The following is a 21,985-nucleotide window of genomic DNA, read 5'->3' as shown; positions in this document are numbered from 1 at the left end:
CTTCTCCCCCAAGGGAGAAGGGGAAAAGAGACGGCGCGGCATATCCCTTCTCCCCTCGGGGAGAAGGTGGCGGCAGCCGGATGAGGGGACCGCACCGCCAACTTACGAGGAGAAATCACCATGCCAAACCTCAAGGTCAAACCATCGGGCACACATGGCCGGGTCACGCATGTCACCCCTGAGAATGCCGGCTGGACCTATGTCGGCTTCGACCTGCATCGGATGAAACCGGGCGAGACCGTTTCCGGAGAGACGGGCGACCGCGAAGTGTGCCTCGTCTGGGTGAGCGGCAAGGGCAAGGCGTCGGCAGGCACCAAGGATTTCGGCACGCTCGGCGGCCGCATGAACCCGTTCGAAGGCGCGCCACATGCGCTCTACATCCCGATGGAATCGACGTGGTCGGTGACGGCTGAAACTGATCTGGAGCTCGCCGTTTGCTCGGCGCCCGGCGGTGGCACCTATCCGGCGAAGGAAATTCCGCCGGGCACGCATGCGCAGGTGACGCGCGGCAAGGGCACGAATGTGCGCTACGTCAACAATATCATGCCTGAGGACGACAGCTCGGCGCATTCGCTGCTTGTCGTCGAGGTGATTACGCCCGGCGGCCATACATCGTCCTATCCGCCGCACAAGCACGACCAGGACGACCTTCCGAACGAGAGCTTCCTGGAAGAGACCTATTACCACCGTCTCAACCCGCCGCAGGGCTTCGGTTTCCAGCGCGTCTACACCGACGACCGCTCGCTTGACGAAGCGATGGCGATCGAGGACGGCGACGTGACGCTGGTGCCGAAAGGCTATCACCCCTGCGCCGCCTGCCATGGCTACGATCTTTATTACCTCAACGTCATGGCCGGGCCGACGCGGATCTGGAAATTCCACAACGCCGTCGAGCACGAGTGGCTGGTCAAGGCGTGAGGACTGCGTCAGATCGCTAAATAATCTGACAGCGGCAAGCTGCCGTTGATGGTTCACTGCTTCCATCCAAACACGGATGGAGGACACCATGCACAGCTCGAATGTCACAATCTCGGCCCGGAATATTCGCTCTTCGCGTCATTTCCGTCCCGGCCTGCTTCTTGCCGTCGTCGCGGCAGCACGCTGGCTGGCGCGCAAGATAGGCGAACGGCGCAACAGTAATGCGCTAATGGAACTTTCCGACGATCAGTTGAAAGATATCGGTCTCTCCAGGGGGCAGACAGAAAGCGACGTTCACGTCTATAGTCGCTACTAAAATACAGGCGTCAGTTGTGATACTGTGCCTCGGGCCGCCTCGTCGGCGGCCTGTCCTGACCCGGAACATCAAATGTCGCAGTTTTCAACAGCACCGCTCCTGCAAACGAAGATGATCACCATTCGTGACATCGTCTGCAATGGTGAGTGCCGCCATAAGAGCGACGAAGAATGCGCCCACGCAACAAGCCTCGTCTATCCCTATCGCGGCGTCTTCATGCGGCATGTCGGCCGCAATGACACGGTGGCCGAAGCCAATCAGCTGTTGTTCTTCAATGCCGGCCAGGGATATCGGATCAGCCATCCGATCGAAGGTGGCGACGCCTGCATCGATCTGGCAATCGACGAAACCATGCTCGAAGAACTCGCGCCGAAAGATCAGGTGCAGCCCGGCCCTGCTTTTTCCTTCCGCCGCCAGCGCCGACGGATCGATCCGCGCGCACAGGCGCTGGTCGCCCTCCTGCGTCACGGTTTGAGCCGCAATGTCGCCGAAACGCTGGAGGCAGAAACACTCGCACTGACGCTGGTCCGCCGCTCGCTCGGCGAGCGCACATCGCATGCGCCGGGCGCCAGCGCCGGCCGGCAGAAACTCGTCGACCGGGCAAAGCTGGTGCTTTCCTCCGATCTCGCGCGGCGCTGGACGCTCGGCGAAATCGCCGTCGAAGTGGGCGTCTCGCCGGTTTATCTCACCCAGGTCTTCCAACAGGTCGAGGCGACACCGCTCTATCGCTATCAGCTGCGGCTGAGACTTGCCCGCGCGCTCGATCTACTCGGAGAGTACGACGATCTGACCGCGCTCGGGCTCGATCTCGGCTTTTCCAGCCACAGCCATTTCAGCGCCTCCTTCAAACAATCCTTCGGGCAGACCCCGGCCGAATTCCAGCGCGCGACGCAGCTGCGCCGGAGGTGATGGTCCAGGTCGATCGCTAAAGATTTCGACAGCGGCGTTGCGGTCTTCGATGATCTTATCAGCCCGTCCCGATCCGTGGACGATCAACCGGAGGATCACCAGATGAAGAAGACAACCTGTGCCGCCTGCGACTGCGAACTCGGCGCCGAGACCATCACCGTCAAGCTCGGCGGCAAGACCGTCGAGGTCTGCTGCCAGGAATGCGCCGAGGCGTTGAACGAGGCGGAAGCCGCTACATCGGCAGTTCCAACAGGCAAGGAATAGAAGACATCAGGCAAGAGCCGCGCTCCCAGCGCGGCTCTTGCGATTCAGGCCGGCAGAAGCCCGTAACGCCAGCCGCGACGTTTCGCATTCTGTGACAGGACCAGGAAGGCGAGGATAAACATGCCTGCCTCGGCAAAGACCGGCACCATCCAGATCCCCTGCTCGCCGAAGATAAAGGGTAGCAGGAAAGTGAGCGGCAGGGTCAGCAGATAGGGCCGCGACAGGCCGAAGATCGCCGCGCGCGGCGCATCGCCGATCGACTGGAAATAGGACGACAGAATCAGCATCTGCCCGAAAAGAAAATAGGCGCCGATCGTCCAGGGCAGAATTCGCCTGACCTCGCCGACAATGGCGGGATCGGCGACAAAGACGGCGCCGAGGCGGCCAACCAGCAATTCGACAGTAATCTCCACCAGAGTGCAATAGATGAGCGCTGAGAGCATGGCGATCTGCAGGCTTTGGCCGACGCGGCGCCCGAGACCAGCACCATGATTGTTGCCTGCGATCGTCTGCAGGGCGATGCTGAGGCCGAGCAGCGGCAGATAGGTGAAGGTCATGATCCGGGTGATGATGCCGTAGGCGGCGATCGTCGCGACGTGGTCATGCGTGTTCCAGAGCGAGATATTGACCAGAATGGCTGCCGAGGCCAGCGATATGCCGATGAAGCCGAGGCTCATCGGCGCGCCGAAGGCGACGATGCGGCGCCACTCGGTCAATGCGGTTTCCAAAGAAGGCCTGAGTGCCGCCGGCCGGCGCCGGCGATAGGCGAGCACGGCTGCGAGACAGACGAATTGCGATGCGATGGAGCCGACCGCCGAACCGAGCACGCCCCAATGCATGACGGCCATGAACAGCCAGTTGGCGAGAATGTTCAGCAGCGAGGCCGACAGCGTCACCAGCGTCATGAAACCGATCTTGCCTTCGCAGCGCAATCCGTCGAGATGCAGCGACAGGAAGAAGCTGACCGGCGCAAAGGCGATCATCGCGCCCATGAACAGCATGGCGCCCTCGGCCACCGCGGCATTGCCGGCAGCACCGGCATCGATGATCTGCCGGCCCGCGATCCAGTAGAGCGCGTTGAGCATCAGGATGACTGCGAGCGCCAGCGTATGGGCGCCTGTGAATACTCGGCGCGCGCCTTGGCGATCGCCGGCGCCGAGCCGGCGGGCAAGGATGCTGGCCATGCCGTTCGAGACCAGCGATTGCAGGGCGATGAGCAGCATCAGTCCCGGGAAAATCAGGCTGACGGCAGAAAGCGCGTCAGGGCCGACATAGGCGCCGAGGAAATAGGCGTCGACGACGGTGAAGAGGCCGTTGACGGTGGTGATCGCGACGATCGGCGCCGCCGTTTTGATGAAGACGGCCGGCAGCCAGCCGGTGAGAAAGGCGTTGCCTTCTGAAAGAGCGGTCATGGAGAAATCCGTGGGTGGAAAGGCCCGAGCCGGCAAAATCATCCGGATCTGGACGGCCTCAAAAAAAGCAATCTAGAGATCGAGCACCAGATGCGGCACGCCGTTCGAGGTCTTCCGCGGCGAGACGCCGTCGGCATCGATCTGCGCATTCACGCGCTGGCGAAAGGCCGAAAAGCTTTCGAAGGTGACGACATCAACCGGCTTGTCGAAATGGATGGTGATCCTGTGGAGATCGCCGCCCGGCAAGGCCGAAAGCGCCAGGATCTCGCCGGTGAACGGCTGATTGAGATAGCGGCCGCGAATATGGGCGCCGACGAAGAGCTGTGTCTTCGGGCTGGCATTGGGCTTTGCTGCAAGGGCTGCGAGCGTGTTCCAATCGCGCGCGCCGTGCTGGCGGGCAATTATTTCGAGGGCTGCACTGTGGGTCAGTGCGGTGCCGCGATCGTTCATCGCCTGGCGCAATCGCTTGGCCTGGGCCTTCAATTCTTCAATGGCAGGATAGGTCGCCGTCATGGAGTGAGCCTTCGCAAGGCATGCTCTTCGACTGTGAATGGGAGCTCGCATTGCCGCCAGTCAGCATGCACAAGGGGCCGTGACCATGATCGCGAGGACTTCACCATGGATTTTCATCCGCGAGCGGCTGGTGCCTCGAACCGGCCTCTGTATGCGCGAACGCCGCCGACATGTCAAGAATGGCGCATGCGCACCGGGGAATGAGCAAATTTGGGGCAAATCTGCTCGAAATCGGTGCGATTTTCTCGCAAGTTCTACATCTGCATTCAATCTTATCGAAGTTGTTCAGCAGCTGTCAGCATTCTTCAGCTAATATCCTGTGGTAGAACAAGCGGAGGCTGAAAGGGCCTTTCAGATGCACCTCGACACAGAACACCCCAAGCCGGAACGAGCTTACAGGGAATTCAATCTCGACAGGCCCGGCAACATCATCTTCGTCGGCCATCACCTCAGCACCGGAACGCAGGTGCGCTGTCTGATCCGCACGATCACGCTTGCCGGCGCACTGCTCGAAGTGAGCCCGAACCTGGAAATGCCGAGCCATTTCTTCCTCGAAATTCTTGGCATCCATGACGAGATCGGCGCAACCATGGTCAAGCGCGAAGGCGAATGGGTGACGGTCAGCTTCAACATGCTGCTCAATCCGGAATTCCTGCACCACGTGCTGCGACTGAGCTTCGAAACCTGAGGCTTCTTGCGATCGGCGAATCATCGCGGCATGGCACCTTCGTTTCTGTGCCCCGTCTTGCGGCCAGATGAGCAATGATCGGAACAACCCAGAGAATTCCGCGCCACTCCGGTCGATCGAGCGGGTCGGCAAAAGCATCGCGGCGGATCCGGCGATTGCGGATTTCGATTTCCCTGAAGAGAACTACCCAGTTGAGAAGCATTGCTTCATCCTCCATCTATTGGCTGGAGCACTTGAGCTAAGCCTTCACGCCCTTTCGATGTAGAGGCGCTGGGGAAAGGGGGTTTTCATTCATGAAAGATGCGAGCTGGGACGACCTGCAACTTTTCTTCCATGTCGCGACCGGCGGCGGGCTCTCGGCCGCAGCCGCGCGCACCGGGCTCAGCGCGCCGACGATCGGTAGGCGGATGCTGGCGCTTGAACGAGTGACGGGCCGATCACTGTTCAGCCGCGGCCCCACCGGTTATCTGCTCGCGAGGGACGGGCAGGAGCTGCTCGACCGCGTCCGGCTGATGCAGGATGCGGCGCGTGCGATCTCCGACTGGCGCGGCGAGGTTCTGACACTGCCGATCGTCTCGACGGCCGCCGACAGCTGGACGTCGCGTTTCATCGCCGACCATCTGGCCAGCGTCTGGACGCCGAAGGACAGTTTCCGCATGTGCTACAAGACCTCTGATGCCAGCGTCGATTTCACCTACCGGGAAGCGCATATCGCCGTTGGCCACAGCCGGCCGGACAGCGGTAACGTCGCGATCCGCCGCTCGGTCAAGGTGGCGCATGCGGTTTACCAGGCGGCAGACTATGACGAAGCCAACTGCAACTGGATCTCGCTCGGCACCGATACCGCCTCACGCCGGCGGACAAATGGACGTTCGAACAGCCGGATTACTGGATCACCAGCTGGACCAACACGCCGCATATGCTGTTTTACCTGATCCGTGGGGGCGCCGGCCGCGGCGTGCTCCCATGTTTCATCGGCGACCCGGAACGCCACCTTGTCCGCGCCGGGCCTCTCATCGACGAACTGACCTACGAAATGTGGATCGTTGCGCATGACGACGAGCGGCAACGGCAGGAGGTCAGGATCGTCATCGACCGCCTGGCGGCACTCTTTGCCGATCATGAAGACCTGTTTGCCGGGCAGAGGCCGTCGATATGACACAAAAACGCGGGCCTCTCGACCCGCGCCCCCATCATTCAAAGTGTACAGCGTCCTTAACGCGCCGGAATCGACGCGCGGCGCTGTCGATAGGCTTCTGTCGGTTCAGGCGGCGAGATGGCGCTCGATCTCATCGACCGGCATATTCGTATAGTCCTTCGCCACTTCCGCGGTGATCACGGCCTGGGTATCGGCGCTGAGCGCCGGCCGCAATGTGCCGAGCGCTTTTGGCGGTGCGACGATAACGATGCGGCGGGCACTCTTTTCCTGCACCAGTTCGTCAAGCTTTTCCGCCACCTGTTTCAGGAATTCGGCTTCGGCCTGATCCTGCCAGCTGGTCTCCTCGACAGCGCTGCCGCTGAAGCCATTTGCTGCATGGGTTCGGCCGGGCTTATCGGCGCCAATCTCGCGATCCGGCGCGCTCGGCTGCGTCAGGGTTTCCAGCACCTTCAGGTTCATCAGTTGGGCATCGCCCGCGTTCTGCATGATCAGAGCCTTGGCTCCGTCACAGACCACAACCCATGATTCCAAAGGGATTTTAACGTTGGCCATTTTCAACTCCTCGCTGTCGTCATTCGAAGCGCGCCCTGCGTCATCGATCAAGGCAGAACGCCCGGCAGTTGAAAGAGTTCGGGAAAATTGCACCGAAATCGAACGGGCGGCAATCCGGTCGGCCTTTGCTGCGTAGAAAAGGCAGGTTCGGGAGATTGACGATGAAGACATCACTGTTGGCCTATGCCGGCACCTTTCTCACCCTGCTCGTCTGCGACGGGATATGGCTTGGCCTCATCGCCCGCAACTTTTATCGCGACCAGTTGGGGGCGCTGATGCTGCCTTCCCCCAATCTAGCGGTCGCCGCATTGTTCTACCTGTTCTTCGCCGCCGCAGTGGTCGTGCTTGCAGTGCTGCCCGCGCTGTCGGCAGGCTCGATCGCCACAGCGTTTCTTCACGGCGCCATTCTAGGATTGGCGGCCTATGGCACCTATGACGTCACCAATCTTGCCACACTCCGCAACTGGCCACTCGCCATGAGCCTTGTCGACATGGCGTGGGGCACGTTGCTGACGGCGCTGACCGCCGGCGGCGGATATCTCGCCGTCAGAATTCTTGCCTGAAACGATACCAAGGAGTGAAAGCCCGCGTCCCGATAATGGACATGACGGCGTCCCGCATAGGAACAAAGTTTGAACTCGTTAAAATTGTAATTTTATATTTGACGAATGTGCAAAACATTCATGTGACCTTGGTTGGGAGCAAGACCAGATTGCTCGGGATGAAGACCAGCTTGCTCGATCAAAACCGCCCTGATCGAGATCATAGACCCCAAATGCGTCCTGACGGAGAATGTGAATGTCTATGCTCCGCGCCACACACCTTGCCACGGTGAAGTCCGCTGTTTACGACCTGCGCTGGGAAGAATTCAGCGTCAAGCGGCCAGCCCGCATCGTCGCCGTCCGGCCGTGCCTCACAGGCGTCTCGATGCGAAGCGCCGAGATCATCGATATTTCCCAGGGTGGCGCGACGTTTGTCGTATCGACCACGGCCGGCCTGCCGAAGCATTATTATCTCAACATTCTCGGCCTCGCCTATCGCATCGGATGCGCCGAAGTCTATCGTCACAAGGAACGCATCGGCGTGCGGTTCATCAACATTATGGACCCCGAGGTTCTGCGCCGCGTCGTCCGCACCGATTTCCTCGTCGGCAATATGGAAGCGATCGCCGCCCGGCGCGGGCCGATCTTCCGGGCGTGAACAGGCCAAGAGGCTGCATAATTCCTTGAATCGGGATTGGCGTCTCGCGCGTCTGAAAAGACGCGCTGGGCTGCCGTTGCGGAAATAATCTTGCTTGCGTTGGCCGTGCCCGGGCCTATTGTTTCGCCAATTGTCACGATATCCGGGAAACCGCCGTCGCATGTCCGCCTTTTCGCGCTTCACGCCTCTTGCCAGCGCCCTGCCTTCCACAGTTCCTTTCGTCGGCCCCGAGGCGATCGAGCGCCAACGCGGACTTGCCGTTTTGGCCCGTATCGGCGCCAATGAGAACGGCTTTGGTCCAGCCCCTTCCGTCTTTGCGGCGATGCGCGAGGAGGCCGGCAATATCTGGAAATACAATGATCCGGAAAATTTCGCGCTCAGGCAAGCGCTTGCCGCCCATCTCGGCGTCTCGGCCACCAATATCGCCATCGGCAGCGGCATCGACGAATTGCTCGGCCAAATCGTCCGGCTGGTGATCGAGCCGGGCGCGCCTGTCGTCACTTCGCTTGGCGCCTACCCGACCTTCAACTTCCATGTGACCGGTTTCGACGGCCGACTGGTGACGGTTCGCTACGCAAACGACCGTGAGGATCTCGACGGGCTGCTGGATGCCGTGAAGCGCGAGAATGCGCCGCTCGTCTATTTCGCCAATCCCGACAATCCTATGGGGAGCTGGTGGGATGCCGACAGGATCGTCGCTTTCGCCCGGGCGCTGCCCGAGACGACGCTGATGGTGCTCGACGAGGCCTATAGCGAGACCGGGCCGGCAGGGTCGCTGCCGTCGATTTCCTCGCTTATCGACCTGCCGAACGTCGTTCGCACCCGCACTTTCTCCAAAGCCTACGGGCTTGCCGGCTCGCGCACCGGCTACGTGATCTCGGCCGCCGGCACGGCGCAGGCCTTCGACAAGATCCGCAATCATTTCGGCATGAACCGGTTGGCGACGGCCGCAGCGCTCGCCGCCCTCAAGGACCAGGCCTATCTCGTCGAGGTGGTCGGGAAAATCCACGCGGCGCGCGACCGGATCGGCGGTATCGCCCGGGCAAACGGCCTTGAGCCCCTGCCCTCGGCAACGAATTTCGTGGCGATCGACGCCGGCCGCGACGGCGCATATGCCAGGGCGATCGTCGACGGTCTGATGGAACGCGGCGTCTTCATCCGCATGCCTGGCGTGGCGCCCCTCAATCGCTGCATTCGCGTCAGCGTCGGGCCAGAGGCGGATATGGCGCTTCTCGAAGAAACCCTGCCGCAGGTGCTGAAACAGATCGGCTGATGGAGCATGTGCCGAAAATGTCAGCGGTTTTCGGGCGGCATCATGCTCTCACTCTTTGCTGTAAAACAGCGAGAACCGCGACCGGGTGGAGGATCCGGTCGCGGTTCCGTTCTCCCGGCGTCGGCCCCATCTAAAGTGCCCGCCAGCCCCTCTTTTCGAGGTTGTTATATCGTTCCTGCCGATTTGCCGGCAGGACAATGTCAGTGAACCGTCATCCACTCGCGGGCGGCGCGTAGCGCTGCCACGAGCTGCATCTTGTCCATTGCGGCGGCCACGTCGGCACGAAGCTCGGCGGCGCGGTCGTTGCCCTTGATTGCGGCGATGTTCAGCCATTTGTGAGCTGCGACAAGATCGACTTCGCAACCGCGGCCGGTCGCATACATCAGACCCATTTCGCAGAAGACATCGGCGCTGTTGTCGCCACCCATGGTGGCCGTTTCAGCATTGTGCATTTCAAAGCGTGCCATCGGTTTTATCCCTGTTAGCCTGTTTATGACTTACCCTGTTTTACCTCTGGGCCTTGCCGTCTATCGCGGCTTGCGGCCCTTGCGGTCCGGCGGGTTTGCCCCGCTCGTTTGATGGGTTCACTATGCCAAACGGCTTTCAAAAAACGCCTAAAATGCATGATTAATTCTAGACAAACAAAGTGCAAATGCTTGGTAAATTTGGGTTTTTGTTAAACATCAGATGCCTTGCGGATTAGGGATTTTCGCTCGAATTTTACGAAAGATTCAGATCTGAAAATAAAGGGATCGTTCATCATGAAATCAGCAGGCGATATTTTTGAAAGGCCGCCGCACGGCTTTTTCTCGCGTCTTTTGCCCAGTCTGCGGGATAACAATCATGCTTATTTACCTTTACGTTCGCGTCAGTTAGTTTCGCGGCCGATCAGGGACATCATGGAGGAAAAGATGATCCGCAGCTTCGTTCTCGCCGCCGCCATAACAATGATCGCGGGGATCTCGCATGCCGAGGAGCCGATCGTCGGTAACTGGAAGACGGCCGCCGGCGATACGGCGGTGATCGCTTCCTGCGGCGGCAGTTATTGCGTGACGCTGAAGACCGGCAAATATGCCGGCCGGAAGATCGGCACGCTTGCGGGAACCGGTGGCAGCTATGCCGGCGAGATCATCGACCCGGCCGCCGACAAGACTTATAGCGGCTCGGGCAAGATTTCCGGCAATTCGCTGAGGATGCAAGGCTGCGTGATGAAGGTCCTCTGCAAGGCCCAGACATGGACACGGCTCTGAGCCTGGCGGCTGCACGACGATCACCAAACGCGGGGCATGCCAACGCCCCGGCATGCCAGCGGCCCTTTTCCGCCCCTTCAAAGCGACCCGGCAAAATCGAACGCGTTGAGCCGGGCCTGGCGAACCCTTGTAAATCCCCTCCGCAACCCGCCCGAGCCTCCCCGGCAAGCTGAACGCTGGATGAACCGGTATCTCAGCACTCATTCAGCCGCCCCATGGCAAAACCCTTGTCACGATAGAGTTGCGTATCGGGGGCAAGGCAATGGACATGTATATTCTGGCAAGGCGTTTCAGCATCATCACACTGTTTGCGGCGATCTTCGCGATCACGTTTTCGGCGGTGGTGGTGCACAATGGCGGCGGTGGCGCACAGTCGCATTTCGGGGCGAGCTATACCTGCCTGGAGAGAAACGGCACCTTCTGCGCGCCATCGGTGCAGTGAGCGGCATCTGACGCGGAAGACGATAAAATAATCGGATTCCGCCGGCGCGCGTCGTTTGCTTGTCAAAAACAACTCTCTATAATGCGTCATGAACAAACGAATCTCCCCTTTGTCGCCGCTCGACATATCCTCGCCACCCCCTTTCCAGTCGCAGAGCTTTGATGATCCCGCCAAGGCGGTGGAGGCGCTGACGGCGCTTTACGAGCGCAATACGGCATTCCTGATCAAGAGCTTCACCGAGCTGGCGCAGGGCGCTCCGATCTCCTCGCGCTATCGTGCTTTCTATCCGCAGGTCAGCATCGAGACGACAAGCTTCGGCCATGTCGATTCGCGCCTTTCCTACGGCCATGTCACGGCACCGGGCATCTATACGACGACAGTCACCCGGCCGAAGCTCTTCAAGCATTACTTGAAGGAGCAGCTGGCGCTCCTGGTGAAGAGCCACAATGTTCCGGTCATCGTGTCGGAATCGACGACGCCGATCCCCTTGCATTTCGCCTTCGGCGAGGGTGCGCATGTGGAAGCATCGACAAACGCCTTCATCGACGTTCCGATGCGCGATATTTTCGACACGCCCGACCTCAACACCACCGATGACGAGATCGCCAACGGCGAATATATCCCGCCACCGGGAGAGCCCTCGCCGCTTGCGCCATTCACCGCGCAACGCATCGACTATTCGCTCGCCCGTCTGTCGCATTATACGGCGACGCATGCCGAGCATTTTCAGAATTTCGTGCTGTTCACGAACTATCAGTTCTATATCGACGAATTTTGCAGCTGGGCTCGCAAGCTGATGGCGGAGGGCGGCGACGGCTATACGGCCTTCGTCGAGCCCGGCAACATCGTCACCCTGCCCGGCTCGAGCGCGCCGGAAACCGATGCGGCGCTTACGCGCCTGCCGCAGATGCCGGCTTACCATCTAAAGAAGAAGGGCCATGCCGGGATCACCATGATCAATATCGGCGTCGGCCCCTCCAACGCCAAAACGATCACCGATCATGTCGCCGTGCTGCGCCCGCATGCCTGGCTGATGCTCGGCCACTGCGCCGGTCTTCGCAACAGCCAGCGGCTCGGCGATTATGTGCTTGCCCATGCTTATATGCGCGAGGACCATGTTCTCGACGACGATCTGCCGGTCTGGGTGCCGATCCCGGCGCTGGCCGAAGTGCAGGTGGCGCTTGAGGCAGCCGTTGCCGAAATCACCGGCTACGAGGGCTTCGAGCTGAAACGCATCATGCGCACCGGCACCGTCGGGACGATCGACAACCGCAACTGGGAACTGCGCGACCAGCGCGGGCCGGTGAAGCGGCTGTCCCAGGCGCGCGCAATCGCGCTCGACATGGAATCGGCGACGATCGCCGCCAACGGCTTCCGCTTCCGCGTGCCCTACGGCACGCTGCTCTGCGTTTCCGACAAGCCGCTGCACGGCGAATTGAAGCTGCCGGGCATGGCGACGGCCTTCTACCGCACACAGGTCAACCAGCATCTGCAGATCGGCATCCGCGCCGTGCAGAAGCTTGCCGCCATGCCGACGGAAGCGCTGCATTCGCGCAAGCTGCGCAGCTTCTTCGAAACGGCCTTCCAATAGGCCGTTTCCTCATCGGCCTGTCATCACAACAGGCACTGAGCGCTGTGCAAGCGTCTGCGGCCTGCCAGCGGCAATATTCAGCCCTGCGATCAACAGGGTGAAGGCCAGGAAGGCGAAAGCGACGCGCTGGAGAATCTTCAGCCCATCGCTTTCGAGGAACTCCTGCTGACGCTTTTCATGGCGACGTGCCCAGATCTGGCTTGCCAGCGCGATTTCAAGAATGCTCATTGTCGTTCTCCTCGACAGGTTTCGATGAAGCCTTGTCGAGTGCTGACTTGCGGTTTCGACAGCCGACCCACCAAAAGTTTTTTTAGGGCGATGTCGAAATGCGCGAAGCTCGATCGTCCAGAGTCATTGAAGCGCCGCAAGGGAGGCTGTCCGCGATGAAATATCTCTGTCAGGTCTGGTTCGATAACGGCGTGCTCGACGCCATGACGCAAGAGGAGAAGGCCAAGCTCGACACGAACTCCTTGAACTATGACAAGGACCTCGTCGAAAGCGGACATATGATCGTCGCCCAGGCGTTGCAGTCGCCGAAAGCGGCGGTGACCGTTAGGGTGCGGGGCGGTGAAATGTCGATAACGGACGGTCCCTTTACCGAGACCAAGGAGGCGATCGGCGGCTTCATCCTGATCGAGGCCAAGGATCTCAACGACGCGATCCGCATCGCCGCTGGCATCCCGCTTGCCAAGCTCGGCGCGATCGAGGTGCGGCCCATCCACGAATTCGCAGCTCAATGAGGAGGTACCAATGAAGTTTCTATGCCAGATCTGGTTCGACACGGAAAAAAGCAAGCTGGTTCCTCAGACCGAATGGGATGCGCTCACACAGGAGTGCATCACCAGCGACAATCGCTGGCGCGAGAGCGGTCATCTGCTGGTGGCGCTCGCCTTGCATGAACCGTCAGCGGCGATCACCGTCCGCCTGCGCAACGGCGAAGCCTCCGCGACCGATGGTCCTTTTGCCGAAATCAAAGAGCACCTCGGTGGTTTCGTGCTGATCGAAGCCGAGAATATCGAGGAGGCGAAGACGATCGTGTCCAGTTTTCCGATCCTCAGATATTGCTCAATCGAAGTGCGCCCGACTTATGCCATCCAGGATGGGAAATAGTCGTGCGCTACATCTGCCTGATCTATAACAGCGCCGACACCGACGGCACGCTGACATCTGAAGAGACCGATGACCTCGTCAAAGCGCATTTCGCCTTCGACGAGGAACTGCGCCGCGACGGTATCATGGTCCACGCCGATGCGCTTGAGATGCCTGATAGGGCGACCGTGCTGCGTGTTCGAGACAACACTCTGTCCGCGACCGACGGTCCCTATGTCGAGACGAAGGAGCATCTGGCCGGCTTCTACGTCATCGAGGCGCCAGATATGGCAACGGCAAAAAAGATCGCCGGGCGGATCCCTTCGGCGCGTTTCGGCGCGGTCGAACTTCGGCCCGTACGGATGCTGACCCTGCCGGACTGAGGTGCGCCGTTGGAAAGCCTGATCGAGGAGATTTATCGAACCCAATCGCGCCGGGTGCTGGCGACGCTGATCCGCCTGCTCGGCGATTTCGACCGGGCCGAGGAAGCGCTGCACGACGCCTTCGCCGCGGCCGCCCGGACATGGCCGGCCGACGGCATTCCCGGCAATCCCTTCGCCTGGCTCGTTTCCACGGGGCGCTTCAAAGCGATCGACACGATCCGGCGGCGAGCGCGCTTCGATGCGTCGCAGCATCACATCGAGGACAGCCTCTACACGCCTGATGCAACGGAGATCGGCGACATGGAACCAATCGAGGACGATATGCTGCGGCTGATCTTCACCTGCTGCCATCCCGCCATCCCCTCCGATGCGCAGACGGCGATGGCGCTTCGGGAAATCTGCGGATTGACCACCGAGGAGATCGCCCATGCCTTCCTCGCCCCGGCGCCGACGGTCGCCCAGCGGATCGTGCGCGCCAAGAACAGGATCCGAACGGAGAATATCCCCTATGAGGTGCCAGGCCGCGAGGCGCTGCCTGAGCGGCTCGACCAGGTGCTGCACGTCATCTACCTGGTCTTCAACGAAGGCTATTCCGCCTCTTCGGGCGAGGACGTGGTTCGTGCCGACCTGACGGCGGAGGCGATCCGTCTGGCCCGGCTGCTTCTGGCGCTGCTGCCGCATCCCGATGTCCGCGGCCTGCTGTCGCTGATGCTGCTGCAGGATTCCCGCCGCACCGCCCGCAGCAATGAGCAGGGGCTGCTGGTGCTGCTTGCCGATCAGGACCGCTCGCTCTGGGATCATGAAAAGATTGCGGAAGGATCGGCGCTGCTTGCCGAGGCGATGCGGGCGGGAGAGATCGGCACCTACACACTGCAGGCGGCAATCGCCGCCGAGCATGCCAGGGCACCTGCTGCCGATGAGACTGACTGGCGGCGGATCGCCTTCTATTACGATCTTCTTCTGGCGGCTCAGCCCTCGCCGATCGTCGAACTCAATCGCGCCGTGGCGATCGCGATGGCGGAAGGGCCGGCGAAGGGGCTGGATCTGGTCGATGCCATTCTGGAACGCCAGGAGCTCAAGGCCTATCATCTCGCTCATTCGGCGCGCGCCGATTTCCTGCGGCGCCTCGGCCGGCGGCAGGAGGCGATCGCGGCCTATGGAACGGCGCTGTCGCTTTGCCGGCAGGAGCCGGAGCAGGCATTTCTCAGAAAACGGATTTCAGAGCTTGCCGCGGCGCCCGAGCGGCAGTGAGATCGCCGTGCCCGTCAGCGCTGAGACGATGATCAGCAGGTGGGCGTTGACGCTTGCCTGCGCCAACGCGGCCAGGGCCAGCCGCTCGCTCGAAGCGCCGAGAGCAATGGCGCCGGCGGTGATGCCGGCCGGATAGGTACCGACGCCACCCGGCGCGTGTACCGGCAGCACGGAGGAAAGCTCACCGCCAAGCGCACCGCCGAAGCTCGCCGCCATCGGCAGCACGCCCATCAGGCCGAGCGCCCAGGCAAGCACCATCACCTTCACCAGCCAGTTGACGATGGTCATCGCCCAGGCGCGTGTAAAAGCGATGGCATCGACCGGCAAACCGTTTTCGATCTCGGCGACGAATTTCTGCGCCTTCCCCGGCAGCAGCCTGGCGGCGAGGCGCAGCAGCGGCTTGCGCGCGGCGAAAGCTGCGACCGGCAGCAGCAGAAACACCGTCCAGAGCAACCAGGCAACAACTGCATCTGCGGCGGCGACGGCAAAACCGATACCGGCGGCGGCGATCAGCGCGTGCAGGTCGAGCAGCCGCATGACGAACAGCGCCGAGGTTCCGCGTGTCAGCGGAATGCCGAACTCCGTGCGCATCAACAGCGGAAAGCTGGTCTCGCCGGTGCGGAAGGGCAGCATGATGTTCAACAGGTTGTGGATCTGCGTGACGCGGAAGAGGACCGCGAACCGGCCGGCCGTCTCCTTCGGAAAATAATCATAGATGCGCCAGGTGCGCAGGAAATAGGTGCTCGTCAGGAGCACCAGCGCGCCGATCACCGGACCGGCGCCGACATCCGCCCACTGCCTGATAATGACAGGCCAACCCCAGAACCATTGGATGAAGAGCGCATAGGCTGCGACGATGACGACCGTCAGCACCGTCATGCGATTGCGCATAAACCAGGATTGCCGGCTTTCAACGATCGAACTCTTCATGTAGTAGGCATTCCTTGCTTGGGTCGGCAGGGCTTGGGTCGGCAGGGCCCGATCCCGTCGCCAGGCCTTTTAAGAGAAATGACGGTTGCGCACAACGGCGGAGTTGATGGGCAGTGGCGGCGAACTCCGCTTCCCCGCCGACGATCCGAGCGCTGACCGGTAAATCACATACCTTGCCGGCTTGACGTGGAGATCGATGTTGGAGCGGATTACCAAAAGCATTACGAGCGCAAGCATTTTTCTGGCAGTCTATTTCCTGCTCAATATCGCGCTGCGCATCGCCTTGCCTCATACGCTCGATCTCGACGAGGCGGAGCAATCTTTCTATTCACAATACCTGCTTGCCGGCTACGGCCCGCAGCCGCCGTTCTACAACTGGATTCAATATGCCATCGTTTCGGTGACCGGCATATCGATGTGGGTGCTGTCGGTGCCCAAGAATATCATTCTCTTCGGCTGTTATCTCTTCTATGGGCTTGCTGCCCGCGAGGTGCTGAAGAACCGTTCGCTGGCAGCCGTCGCCATGCTGAGCCTGATTACGCTGCCGCAGGTGGGCCTGATGGCGCAGCGCGAATTGACCCATACCGTCGCCCTGCTGTTTGCGACCTCGCTCTTCCTCTTCGGTTTTTTCCGGACGCTGCGCCAGCCGACGCTCGCAAGTTTCCTCGTCATCGGCATCGCCACCGGCATCGGGCTGATCTCGAAATACAATTTCGCCATCCTGCCGGCTGCAGCACTCCTCGCCGTGCTGCCTGACCGGGAATGGCGCAGCCGCCTGATCGACTGGCGTTTGCTGCCGGCGATCGTAGTCGCCATTCTGATCGTGCTGCCGCATGCGCTCTGGTTGCCTGACAATCTCCTCAGCGCCTCTGGGCCGACACTGGAGCGAATGACCGCAGAAGACTTGGCCCCCGCCGGCATGCCCCGCATCGGACAGGGACTATTATCTCTCCTCATCGCCCTCCTCGGCTTCGTCGCCTTGCCGATCGTTCTCGTCGCAGCCGCATTCCGGCGGGACTTCTTTGGCGCGCTCTCCTCGTCCAGCCCGATGATCCGGGTGATCGAGCGGATGATGGTCATCAGTCTGGTCGCTTTCGTCGGCGTGGTGCTCTTTGCCGGCGCAAGCGATGTCCACGAGCGCTGGCTCGACCCCTGCCTGCTCGTCCTGCCGCTCTATCTGTTCCTGAAACTGGAAACCGCAGGTGTCGATCTTTCCGCCGGCCTTGCGCGCTTCCGGCCCGTGGTGCCGGTCTTCATGGTCGTCATCCTGTCGATCCTTCTCTTCCGGATCATCGGCATTCAATATATCGGCACCTATACGAGAACGAACGTACCCTTTGCGGGCTACGTCGCTGAATTGACCGCGACCCGCAAGCCGGTTCTCATCGTCGCTGGAACCAAGTTCGTGGCCGGCAATCTGAAGCTGGCGCTTCCCGATGTTCCCGTGGTGATACCGTTCTTCCCGGGATCCGGGGTTCCCGAATATGCGGCTGCGAAGGGACCGGTTCTGGTTATCTGGCGCGGCGAGACCGCAGACGACCCGACGATTTCCCCCGGCTTCGCCAACGATCTCGCAAGATCAGGCATTCATCTGCAGGAGTTGAACACGCTGACGCTGCCCTATCTCTTCGGTGACGGCAAACGCAGCTTCTCCATCGGGTATTCCTGGGTAGAGGGCGGCGCCAAATAGCGTTGCGGCAGGTCAAGCGATTGCGGGGAAACCGGCATTGCCCGCTGGCAACCGGCGGACAGTTCATGTACTAGCCTTCCGCAAGCGCGACGGCAGCAGTAAGATTGCTCGGCCGTCCGGCCTTTTGGAGATGAACGTTGCAGACAACCGTAGAGCCCATTCGCGGTACGAATGATCCGGTACAATCGCTCGAGCTGTCGCTGGTCGTGCCGATTTTCAACGAAGAGGATAGCGTCGGTCCGCTCGTCGAGCGTGTCGTGGCTGCGATGGCAGCCTATCCCCATCGCTGGGAGCTGCTCCTCGTCGACGACGGCAGCACGGATGCGACGCTCGTCAACGCCCGCAAGTTCGTCGGACGCGACGGGCTGGTGCTCAGGATCGTCGAGCTGCAGCGCAACTTCGGCCAGACCGCTGCCATGCAGGCTGGTATCGACACCGCTCAGGGCCGGCTGATCGCAACGATGGACGGCGACCTGCAGAACGATCCGAAGGACATTCCTGCGATGGTCGCCGAATTGGAACGGCGCGAACTCGACCTCTTGGTCGGCTGGCGCAAGAACCGCAAGGACGGTCTGCTGCTGCGCAAGATCCCCTCCTGGTGCGCAAACTACCTGATCGGCCGCATCACCGGTGTCAAGCTGCACGATTACGGCTGCAGCCTGAAGATCTACCGTGCCTCAATCATCAAGCAGGTGAAGCTGATGGGCGAAATGCACCGCTTCATCCCGGCCTGGGTGGCCGGCGTCGTCCCGAGCTCGCGCATCGGCGAGATGGCCGTCACCCACCATGCGCGCGAACACGGCGTTTCGAAATACGGAATTTCGCGCACCGTCCGCGTCATTCTCGACCTGCTGTCGGTGATGTTCTTTATGCGCTACAAGGCGCGGCCTGGGCATTTCTTCGGCTCGCTGGGTCTTGGCCTCGGTGCGGTCGCGATGCTGATCCTCATCTATCTCGGCTTCGACAAGTTCATCATGGGCAACGATATCGGCACGCGGCCGATGCTGATGGTCGGCGTCGTGCTGCTGCTGTCGTCGGTGCAGATGATCACAACCGGCATCCTGGCGGAGATGATCGCGCGCACCTATTACCGTGACGACGCCTCTCCGAATTATATCGTGCGGCAGATCTTCGACGATCGAAGCCAAGCCTAAGCCGGCAGCACGATGCTGGAGCGCGCGACGAGGACGATCAAAACCGCCGGCCTGCTGCTTGCGGCCTATTTCGTGCTCAACATCGTGCTGCGCCTCGCGCTTCCGCATTCGCTGGAGCTCGACGAGGCCGAGCAATCCTTCTTCTCGCAATATCTGCTGGCGGGCTACGGTCCGCAGCCGCCCTTCTACAACTGGATGCAATATGCCGTCGTTTCGGTCACGGGCATGTCGATCGGCGCGCTGATCGTTCCGAAGAATATTCTCCTCTTTCTGTGCTACCTTTTCTACGGCCTTGCCGGGCGCGAAGCTTTGAAGGACCAGGCGCTTGCCGCCATCGGCATGCTCGCGCTGATCACCCTGCCCCAGGTCTCCTTTATGGCCCAGCAGGATCTGACCCACACGACGGCACTGCTCGTTGCCAGTTCGCTGTTTCTCTACGGCTTTTTCCGCACGCTCGATCGACCGAATCTCGGCAGCTATCTCGTGCTCGGGCTTGCCACAGGCATTGGCCTGATCTCGAAATATAATTTCGCACTGATGCCAGCCGCCGGCTTGATCGCCATCCTGCCGGATGCCGAATGGCGCCGCAGGGCGCTCGACTGGCGCATATTGGCGGCAATCGTCATTGCGCTCGCCATCGTCCTGCCGCACGCGATCTGGCTGCGAGACAATCTCGCATTTGCTTCCTCGGATACTCTGGTCAAGATGGCCGCCGGCAACGAACCCGCCGGCATGGTGCGAATCGGCAAGGGCATCATCGCCTTTGTCGTTGCCATCATTGCCTTTGCGGCGCTGCCGGTCGCCATTTTCGCCGCCACCTTCCGCCGGGATTTTATCCGTGCCCTTTCGGCCGGCAACCGCTGGACCGGGATGATGGAGCGGATGATGCTCGCAAGCCTTGCCGGCATCGTTCTCATCGTGCTCTTCACCGGCTCCACCACTGTGCGTGAACGCTGGCTCGACCCGTTCCTGCTCGTGCTGCCGATCTATTTCCTGGCGAAGATGCAGGCTGCCGGCATCGACCTTTCCGGAGGGCTACGCCGCCTCCGGCCGGTGCTGCCGGTGCTGATGGCCTGCGTGCTGATCGCACTCGGCTTGCGTGTCGTCGGCGCCGGGCTGATCGGCGTCTACAGCAGGCCGAACGTGCCGATGGCGCGCCTTTCCCGCGAGATGTCGCGGCAGGCGGAACCGGCGTTGGTGATCGCCTCGGACACCTATGTCGGCGGAAACATGCGGCTGCAATTTCCCGATGTGCCCGCGGTCATCCCCGATTTCCCGGCACCTGGCATTCCAGCCTATGCCGAGGCGAAGGGACCGGTGCTGATCGTCTGGCGCGGCAAGAAGACGGCGACGGCCGCCGATGCGGTCATGCCGGAGCAGTTTTCATCGGCGCTGACGGCAGCGGGCATCGCGCCGCAGGAGGTCGGCTCGCTGTCGCTTCCCTATTATTTCGGCCGCCCGGGCGACAATTTCGCGCTCGGTTACGCCTGGGTTCAGCCGAGGGCCAGATAGATGAGCGAAACCAATAGCCGCGACATCCGGTGGATTTTCGTTCTGCTGGCGGCCTATTTCGTGCTTCAGGTCGGCGTGCGGCTGGCAACCTCGCATTCGCTCGATCTCGACGAAGCCGAACAGGCCTTCCGCTCGCAATGGCTTGCCGCCGGCTACGGCCCTCAGCCGCCGTTCTACAACTGGCTGCAATACACCGTCTTCCAATTTGCCGGCGTCTCGCTTGCCGCGCTTTCGGTGGTGAAAAACCTTCTGCTGTTCACGTCCTACTTGCTCTACGGCCTGACCGCGCGTCTCCTGCTGCGCGACAAGGCGCTGGTGGCGATATCAACACTGGGGCTGCTGACGATCCCGCAGATGGCTTTCGAGATGCAGCGCGATCTCACGCATACGGTCGCCGTGTTCTTCTCGGCCAGCATCTTCTTCTACGGCTTCATCCGCAGCCTGAAACAGCCGAGCCTTGCCTCCTATCTGATCGCCGGCATCGGAATCGGCTTCGGACTGCTTGCTAAATATAATTTCGCGATCCTGCCGGCGGCAGCGCTGATTGCCGCGCTGGCGGATGCGCGCCTGCGGCCGCGGATCTTCGACCGGCGGCTGATGCTGACGGCGGCGGTGGCATTCGTCATCACCCTGCCGCATCTCTTCTGGCTGAAGGACAATCTCGATTTCGCCACCGCACGCACCCTGGAGAAGATGACTGCGAGCGGCCATGCGAGCTATCTCGTGCAGGTGGCCATGGGTGTCAGCTCGCTCGCTCTCGCCACCATCAGCTTTGCCGGATTGACGGTGGCGGTATTCGCCATCGCCTTCCGCAAGAGCCTTCGTCCGGCGCTGACTGCCGGCTCGGAATGGACGCGGCTGCTCGAGCGGATGATGCTCGTCTTCCTGGCCGCCATTCTGTTTCTGATCGTCTTCGGCGGTGCGGCCGGTATCAAGGATCGCTGGCTGGTGCCGATGCTCTTCATCCTGCCGCTCTATTTCTGCCTGAAGATCGAGGCCGCGGGCGTCGCGACAGGTAGAGCGTTCCGGCGTTTCATGGCGATCGTCGCCATCATCATGATCGGCGTGCCAGCGGCCCTTTACGGCAGTGTCGCGGCCGCACGCTTCACCGGTCACTACGAACGATTGAACAGGCCCTATGCCACGATGCTGGAAAGCCTGCGCAAACAGGCCGAGCCGGCGGCGATCCTTGCCGGAGACAGCCTGCTTGCCGGCAATCTCCGGCAGGATATTCCCGGCTTGCCGGTTCTCTCTGTGGATTATCCCGGCTTCCATCCGGATCTGACCGACCGGCGACCGCTTCTCCTCGTCTGGCTGATACCGCCGAAAGGGGGAAGCGAAGCCCTCCCGCCGGCCATGGCTCAATGGCTCCAAGCCAATCTCGGCACGTCCGCACCGGATGGGTCGGTGATCGACGCGCCCTATTTCTACGGGCGCGGCGAGGATCGCTACCGTTTCGGCTATGCCTGGATCAACCAGCCGGACTAAG

At 61.2% G+C, this 21,985-nt stretch carries 26 protein-coding genes and 1 pseudogene; 20 read left to right on the top strand and 7 right to left on the bottom strand.

What is annotated here, in order from left to right; translation table 11 throughout:
• Positions 1-120 precede the first annotated feature (120 nt).
• From iolB to HJB83_RS06775, 4 genes are all read left to right on the top strand, one after another.
• Entirely contained in the window at positions 121-918 is a 798-nt protein-coding gene (iolB, locus tag HJB83_RS06790; RefSeq protein WP_221115301.1) for a 5-deoxy-glucuronate isomerase, read from the top strand.
• 88 nt (positions 919-1,006) lie between these two features.
• Positions 1,007-1,234: a DUF1127 domain-containing protein gene (locus HJB83_RS06785; RefSeq protein WP_207583597.1), complete on the top strand. Its 228-nt coding sequence runs from the start codon at positions 1,007-1,009 to the stop codon at positions 1,232-1,234.
• A 72-nt stretch (positions 1,235-1,306) separates the two neighbouring features.
• Positions 1,307-2,143: a helix-turn-helix transcriptional regulator gene (locus HJB83_RS06780; protein WP_207583596.1), complete on the top strand. Its 837-nt coding sequence runs from the start codon at positions 1,307-1,309 to the stop codon at positions 2,141-2,143.
• 102 nt (positions 2,144-2,245) lie between these two features.
• A complete protein-coding gene (locus HJB83_RS06775; RefSeq protein WP_207583595.1) occupies positions 2,246-2,407 on the top strand; it encodes a hypothetical protein in 162 nt (53 codons plus the stop codon).
• Between the two features lie 44 nt (positions 2,408-2,451).
• Here the strand turns inward: HJB83_RS06775 and HJB83_RS06770 are convergent, their stop codons facing one another.
• Entirely contained in the window at positions 2,452-3,819 is a 1,368-nt protein-coding gene (locus tag HJB83_RS06770) for an MATE family efflux transporter (protein WP_207583594.1), read from the bottom strand.
• A 72-nt stretch (positions 3,820-3,891) separates the two neighbouring features.
• Complete coding sequence (locus HJB83_RS06765) at positions 3,892-4,332, bottom strand: glyoxalase superfamily protein (protein WP_207583593.1); 441 nt, start codon at positions 4,330-4,332, stop codon at positions 3,892-3,894.
• Positions 4,333-4,687: 355 nt separating this feature from the next.
• On the opposite strand from HJB83_RS06765, the gene HJB83_RS06760 reads away from it, so the two are divergent.
• Complete coding sequence (locus tag HJB83_RS06760) at positions 4,688-5,020, top strand: hypothetical protein (RefSeq protein WP_049733849.1); 333 nt, start codon at positions 4,688-4,690, stop codon at positions 5,018-5,020.
• On the opposite strand, the gene HJB83_RS34015 is transcribed toward HJB83_RS06760, so the two are convergent.
• Positions 4,971-5,222, bottom strand: a complete 252-nt coding sequence (locus HJB83_RS34015; protein ID WP_246762736.1) for a hypothetical protein — start codon at positions 5,220-5,222, stop codon at positions 4,971-4,973. The genes HJB83_RS06760 and HJB83_RS34015 overlap by 50 nt on opposite strands.
• A gap of 91 nt (positions 5,223-5,313) precedes the next feature.
• Between HJB83_RS34015 and HJB83_RS06755 the strand changes: the two are divergent.
• Positions 5,314-6,179 (top strand): annotated as a pseudogene (locus HJB83_RS06755) (LysR family transcriptional regulator).
• 105 nt (positions 6,180-6,284) lie between these two features.
• Here the strand turns inward: HJB83_RS06755 and HJB83_RS06750 are convergent.
• Complete coding sequence (locus HJB83_RS06750) at positions 6,285-6,731, bottom strand: host attachment protein (RefSeq protein ID WP_207583591.1); 447 nt, start codon at positions 6,729-6,731, stop codon at positions 6,285-6,287.
• Positions 6,732-6,892: 161 nt separating this feature from the next.
• Here HJB83_RS06750 and HJB83_RS06745 point away from each other — a divergent pair, with 161 nt between their 5' ends.
• The 3 genes from HJB83_RS06745 (at position 6,893) to HJB83_RS06735 (ending at position 9,204) form a co-directional block, all read left to right on the top strand.
• Positions 6,893-7,294, top strand: a complete 402-nt coding sequence (locus tag HJB83_RS06745) for a DUF2177 family protein (RefSeq protein ID WP_207583590.1) — start codon at positions 6,893-6,895, stop codon at positions 7,292-7,294.
• 235 nt (positions 7,295-7,529) lie between these two features.
• On the top strand, positions 7,530-7,931 hold the full coding sequence (locus HJB83_RS06740; RefSeq protein ID WP_116405296.1) for a PilZ domain-containing protein: 402 nt from the start codon (positions 7,530-7,532) through the stop codon (positions 7,929-7,931).
• A gap of 160 nt (positions 7,932-8,091) precedes the next feature.
• The gene (locus HJB83_RS06735) at positions 8,092-9,204 is read left to right on the top strand and encodes a pyridoxal phosphate-dependent aminotransferase (RefSeq protein ID WP_207583589.1); all 1,113 of its coding nucleotides are present in this window, start codon (positions 8,092-8,094) and stop codon (positions 9,202-9,204) included.
• Positions 9,205-9,404: 200 nt separating this feature from the next.
• Here the strand turns inward: HJB83_RS06735 and HJB83_RS06730 are convergent, their stop codons facing one another.
• The gene (locus HJB83_RS06730) at positions 9,405-9,671 is read right to left on the bottom strand and encodes a sel1 repeat family protein (RefSeq protein ID WP_018071017.1); all 267 of its coding nucleotides are present in this window, start codon (positions 9,669-9,671) and stop codon (positions 9,405-9,407) included.
• Between the two features lie 444 nt (positions 9,672-10,115).
• Between HJB83_RS06730 and HJB83_RS06725 the strand changes: the two genes are divergently transcribed.
• From HJB83_RS06725 to HJB83_RS06715, 3 genes are all read left to right on the top strand, one after another.
• Positions 10,116-10,454, top strand: a complete 339-nt coding sequence (locus tag HJB83_RS06725) for a DUF2147 domain-containing protein (RefSeq protein WP_207583588.1) — start codon at positions 10,116-10,118, stop codon at positions 10,452-10,454.
• Positions 10,455-10,716: 262 nt separating this feature from the next.
• Positions 10,717-10,896, top strand: coding sequence for a hypothetical protein (locus HJB83_RS06720; protein WP_164010299.1), 180 nt, complete (start codon positions 10,717-10,719; stop codon positions 10,894-10,896).
• Positions 10,897-10,984: 88 nt separating this feature from the next.
• A complete protein-coding gene (locus HJB83_RS06715) occupies positions 10,985-12,487 on the top strand; it encodes an AMP nucleosidase (RefSeq protein WP_207583587.1) in 1,503 nt (500 codons plus the stop codon).
• A 9-nt stretch (positions 12,488-12,496) separates the two neighbouring features.
• Here the strand turns inward: HJB83_RS06715 and HJB83_RS06710 are convergent, their stop codons facing one another.
• On the bottom strand, positions 12,497-12,715 hold the full coding sequence (locus HJB83_RS06710; protein WP_207583586.1) for a hypothetical protein: 219 nt from the start codon (positions 12,713-12,715) through the stop codon (positions 12,497-12,499).
• A gap of 155 nt (positions 12,716-12,870) precedes the next feature.
• On the opposite strand from HJB83_RS06710, the gene HJB83_RS06705 reads away from it, so the two are divergent.
• Genes HJB83_RS06705 through HJB83_RS06690 form a run of 4 tightly spaced genes read left to right on the top strand, consistent with a single transcriptional unit; the run spans position 12,871 to position 15,210 of the window.
• On the top strand, positions 12,871-13,227 hold the full coding sequence (locus tag HJB83_RS06705) for a YciI family protein (RefSeq protein ID WP_221131475.1): 357 nt from the start codon (positions 12,871-12,873) through the stop codon (positions 13,225-13,227).
• 10 nt (positions 13,228-13,237) lie between these two features.
• Positions 13,238-13,597, top strand: a complete 360-nt coding sequence (locus HJB83_RS06700) for a YciI family protein (protein WP_207583584.1) — start codon at positions 13,238-13,240, stop codon at positions 13,595-13,597.
• 2 nt (positions 13,598-13,599) lie between these two features.
• The gene (locus HJB83_RS06695; RefSeq protein ID WP_221115307.1) at positions 13,600-13,959 is read left to right on the top strand and encodes a YciI family protein; all 360 of its coding nucleotides are present in this window, start codon (positions 13,600-13,602) and stop codon (positions 13,957-13,959) included.
• A 9-nt stretch (positions 13,960-13,968) separates the two neighbouring features.
• Entirely contained in the window at positions 13,969-15,210 is a 1,242-nt protein-coding gene (locus HJB83_RS06690) for an RNA polymerase sigma factor (protein ID WP_221131474.1), read from the top strand.
• On the opposite strand, the gene HJB83_RS06685 is transcribed toward HJB83_RS06690, so the two are convergent.
• A complete protein-coding gene (locus tag HJB83_RS06685; RefSeq protein WP_221131473.1) occupies positions 15,178-16,140 on the bottom strand; it encodes a lysylphosphatidylglycerol synthase domain-containing protein in 963 nt (320 codons plus the stop codon). The genes HJB83_RS06690 and HJB83_RS06685 overlap by 33 nt on opposite strands.
• A gap of 196 nt (positions 16,141-16,336) precedes the next feature.
• Between HJB83_RS06685 and HJB83_RS06680 the strand changes: the two genes are divergently transcribed.
• The 4 genes from HJB83_RS06680 (at position 16,337) to HJB83_RS06665 (ending at position 21,984) form a co-directional block, all read left to right on the top strand.
• Positions 16,337-17,830 carry a glycosyltransferase family 39 protein gene (locus tag HJB83_RS06680; RefSeq protein ID WP_221131472.1) on the top strand — a complete coding sequence of 498 codons (1,494 nt, stop codon included), beginning with the start codon at positions 16,337-16,339 and terminating at the stop codon, positions 17,828-17,830.
• Between the two features lie 137 nt (positions 17,831-17,967).
• Complete coding sequence (locus HJB83_RS06675; protein ID WP_207583579.1) at positions 17,968-18,984, top strand: glycosyltransferase family 2 protein; 1,017 nt, start codon at positions 17,968-17,970, stop codon at positions 18,982-18,984.
• Positions 18,985-18,996: 12 nt separating this feature from the next.
• The gene (locus HJB83_RS06670) at positions 18,997-20,496 is read left to right on the top strand and encodes a glycosyltransferase family 39 protein (RefSeq protein ID WP_221131471.1); all 1,500 of its coding nucleotides are present in this window, start codon (positions 18,997-18,999) and stop codon (positions 20,494-20,496) included.
• On the top strand, positions 20,497-21,984 hold the full coding sequence (locus tag HJB83_RS06665) for a glycosyltransferase family 39 protein (RefSeq protein ID WP_221131470.1): 1,488 nt from the start codon (positions 20,497-20,499) through the stop codon (positions 21,982-21,984).
• Position 21,985: the final 1 nt, after the last annotated feature.

The sequence above is a fragment of the Rhizobium sp. NZLR11 genome, assembly GCF_019685115.1.
Lineage (GTDB): Bacteria > Pseudomonadota > Alphaproteobacteria > Rhizobiales > Rhizobiaceae > Rhizobium.
Note: the sequence above shows the minus strand (reverse complement) of the source record. Positions and strands in the feature narration are given on the sequence as shown.

What these genes read in the sequence shown, in the direction of transcription:
- iolB (WP_221115301.1), top strand. Translation starts at nt 121, where the DNA reads ATGCCAAACCTCAAGGTCAAACCATCGGGCACACATGGCCGGGTCACG.
- HJB83_RS34015 (WP_246762736.1), bottom strand. Translation starts at nt 5,222, where the DNA reads ATGCTTCTCAACTGGGTAGTTCTCTTCAGGGAAATCGAAATCCGCAAT.
- HJB83_RS06670 (WP_221131471.1), top strand. Translation starts at nt 18,997, where the DNA reads ATGCTGGAGCGCGCGACGAGGACGATCAAAACCGCCGGCCTGCTGCTT.
- HJB83_RS06740 (WP_116405296.1), top strand. Translation starts at nt 7,530, where the DNA reads ATGTCTATGCTCCGCGCCACACACCTTGCCACGGTGAAGTCCGCTGTT.
- HJB83_RS06780 (WP_207583596.1), top strand. Translation starts at nt 1,307, where the DNA reads ATGTCGCAGTTTTCAACAGCACCGCTCCTGCAAACGAAGATGATCACC.
- HJB83_RS06665 (WP_221131470.1), top strand. Translation starts at nt 20,497, where the DNA reads ATGAGCGAAACCAATAGCCGCGACATCCGGTGGATTTTCGTTCTGCTG.
- HJB83_RS06730 (WP_018071017.1), bottom strand. Translation starts at nt 9,671, where the DNA reads ATGGCACGCTTTGAAATGCACAATGCTGAAACGGCCACCATGGGTGGC.
- HJB83_RS06770 (WP_207583594.1), bottom strand. Translation starts at nt 3,819, where the DNA reads ATGACCGCTCTTTCAGAAGGCAACGCCTTTCTCACCGGCTGGCTGCCG.
- HJB83_RS06765 (WP_207583593.1), bottom strand. Translation starts at nt 4,332, where the DNA reads ATGACGGCGACCTATCCTGCCATTGAAGAATTGAAGGCCCAGGCCAAG.
- HJB83_RS06760 (WP_049733849.1), top strand. Translation starts at nt 4,688, where the DNA reads ATGCACCTCGACACAGAACACCCCAAGCCGGAACGAGCTTACAGGGAA.
- HJB83_RS06705 (WP_221131475.1), top strand. Translation starts at nt 12,871, where the DNA reads ATGAAATATCTCTGTCAGGTCTGGTTCGATAACGGCGTGCTCGACGCC.
- HJB83_RS06680 (WP_221131472.1), top strand. Translation starts at nt 16,337, where the DNA reads ATGTTGGAGCGGATTACCAAAAGCATTACGAGCGCAAGCATTTTTCTG.
- HJB83_RS06715 (WP_207583587.1), top strand. Translation starts at nt 10,985, where the DNA reads ATGAACAAACGAATCTCCCCTTTGTCGCCGCTCGACATATCCTCGCCA.
- HJB83_RS06745 (WP_207583590.1), top strand. Translation starts at nt 6,893, where the DNA reads ATGAAGACATCACTGTTGGCCTATGCCGGCACCTTTCTCACCCTGCTC.
- HJB83_RS06750 (WP_207583591.1), bottom strand. Translation starts at nt 6,731, where the DNA reads ATGGCCAACGTTAAAATCCCTTTGGAATCATGGGTTGTGGTCTGTGAC.
- HJB83_RS06700 (WP_207583584.1), top strand. Translation starts at nt 13,238, where the DNA reads ATGAAGTTTCTATGCCAGATCTGGTTCGACACGGAAAAAAGCAAGCTG.
- HJB83_RS06785 (WP_207583597.1), top strand. Translation starts at nt 1,007, where the DNA reads ATGCACAGCTCGAATGTCACAATCTCGGCCCGGAATATTCGCTCTTCG.
- HJB83_RS06685 (WP_221131473.1), bottom strand. Translation starts at nt 16,140, where the DNA reads ATGAAGAGTTCGATCGTTGAAAGCCGGCAATCCTGGTTTATGCGCAAT.
- HJB83_RS06725 (WP_207583588.1), top strand. Translation starts at nt 10,116, where the DNA reads ATGATCCGCAGCTTCGTTCTCGCCGCCGCCATAACAATGATCGCGGGG.
- HJB83_RS06775 (WP_207583595.1), top strand. Translation starts at nt 2,246, where the DNA reads ATGAAGAAGACAACCTGTGCCGCCTGCGACTGCGAACTCGGCGCCGAG.
- HJB83_RS06735 (WP_207583589.1), top strand. Translation starts at nt 8,092, where the DNA reads ATGTCCGCCTTTTCGCGCTTCACGCCTCTTGCCAGCGCCCTGCCTTCC.
- HJB83_RS06710 (WP_207583586.1), bottom strand. Translation starts at nt 12,715, where the DNA reads ATGAGCATTCTTGAAATCGCGCTGGCAAGCCAGATCTGGGCACGTCGC.
- HJB83_RS06720 (WP_164010299.1), top strand. Translation starts at nt 10,717, where the DNA reads ATGGACATGTATATTCTGGCAAGGCGTTTCAGCATCATCACACTGTTT.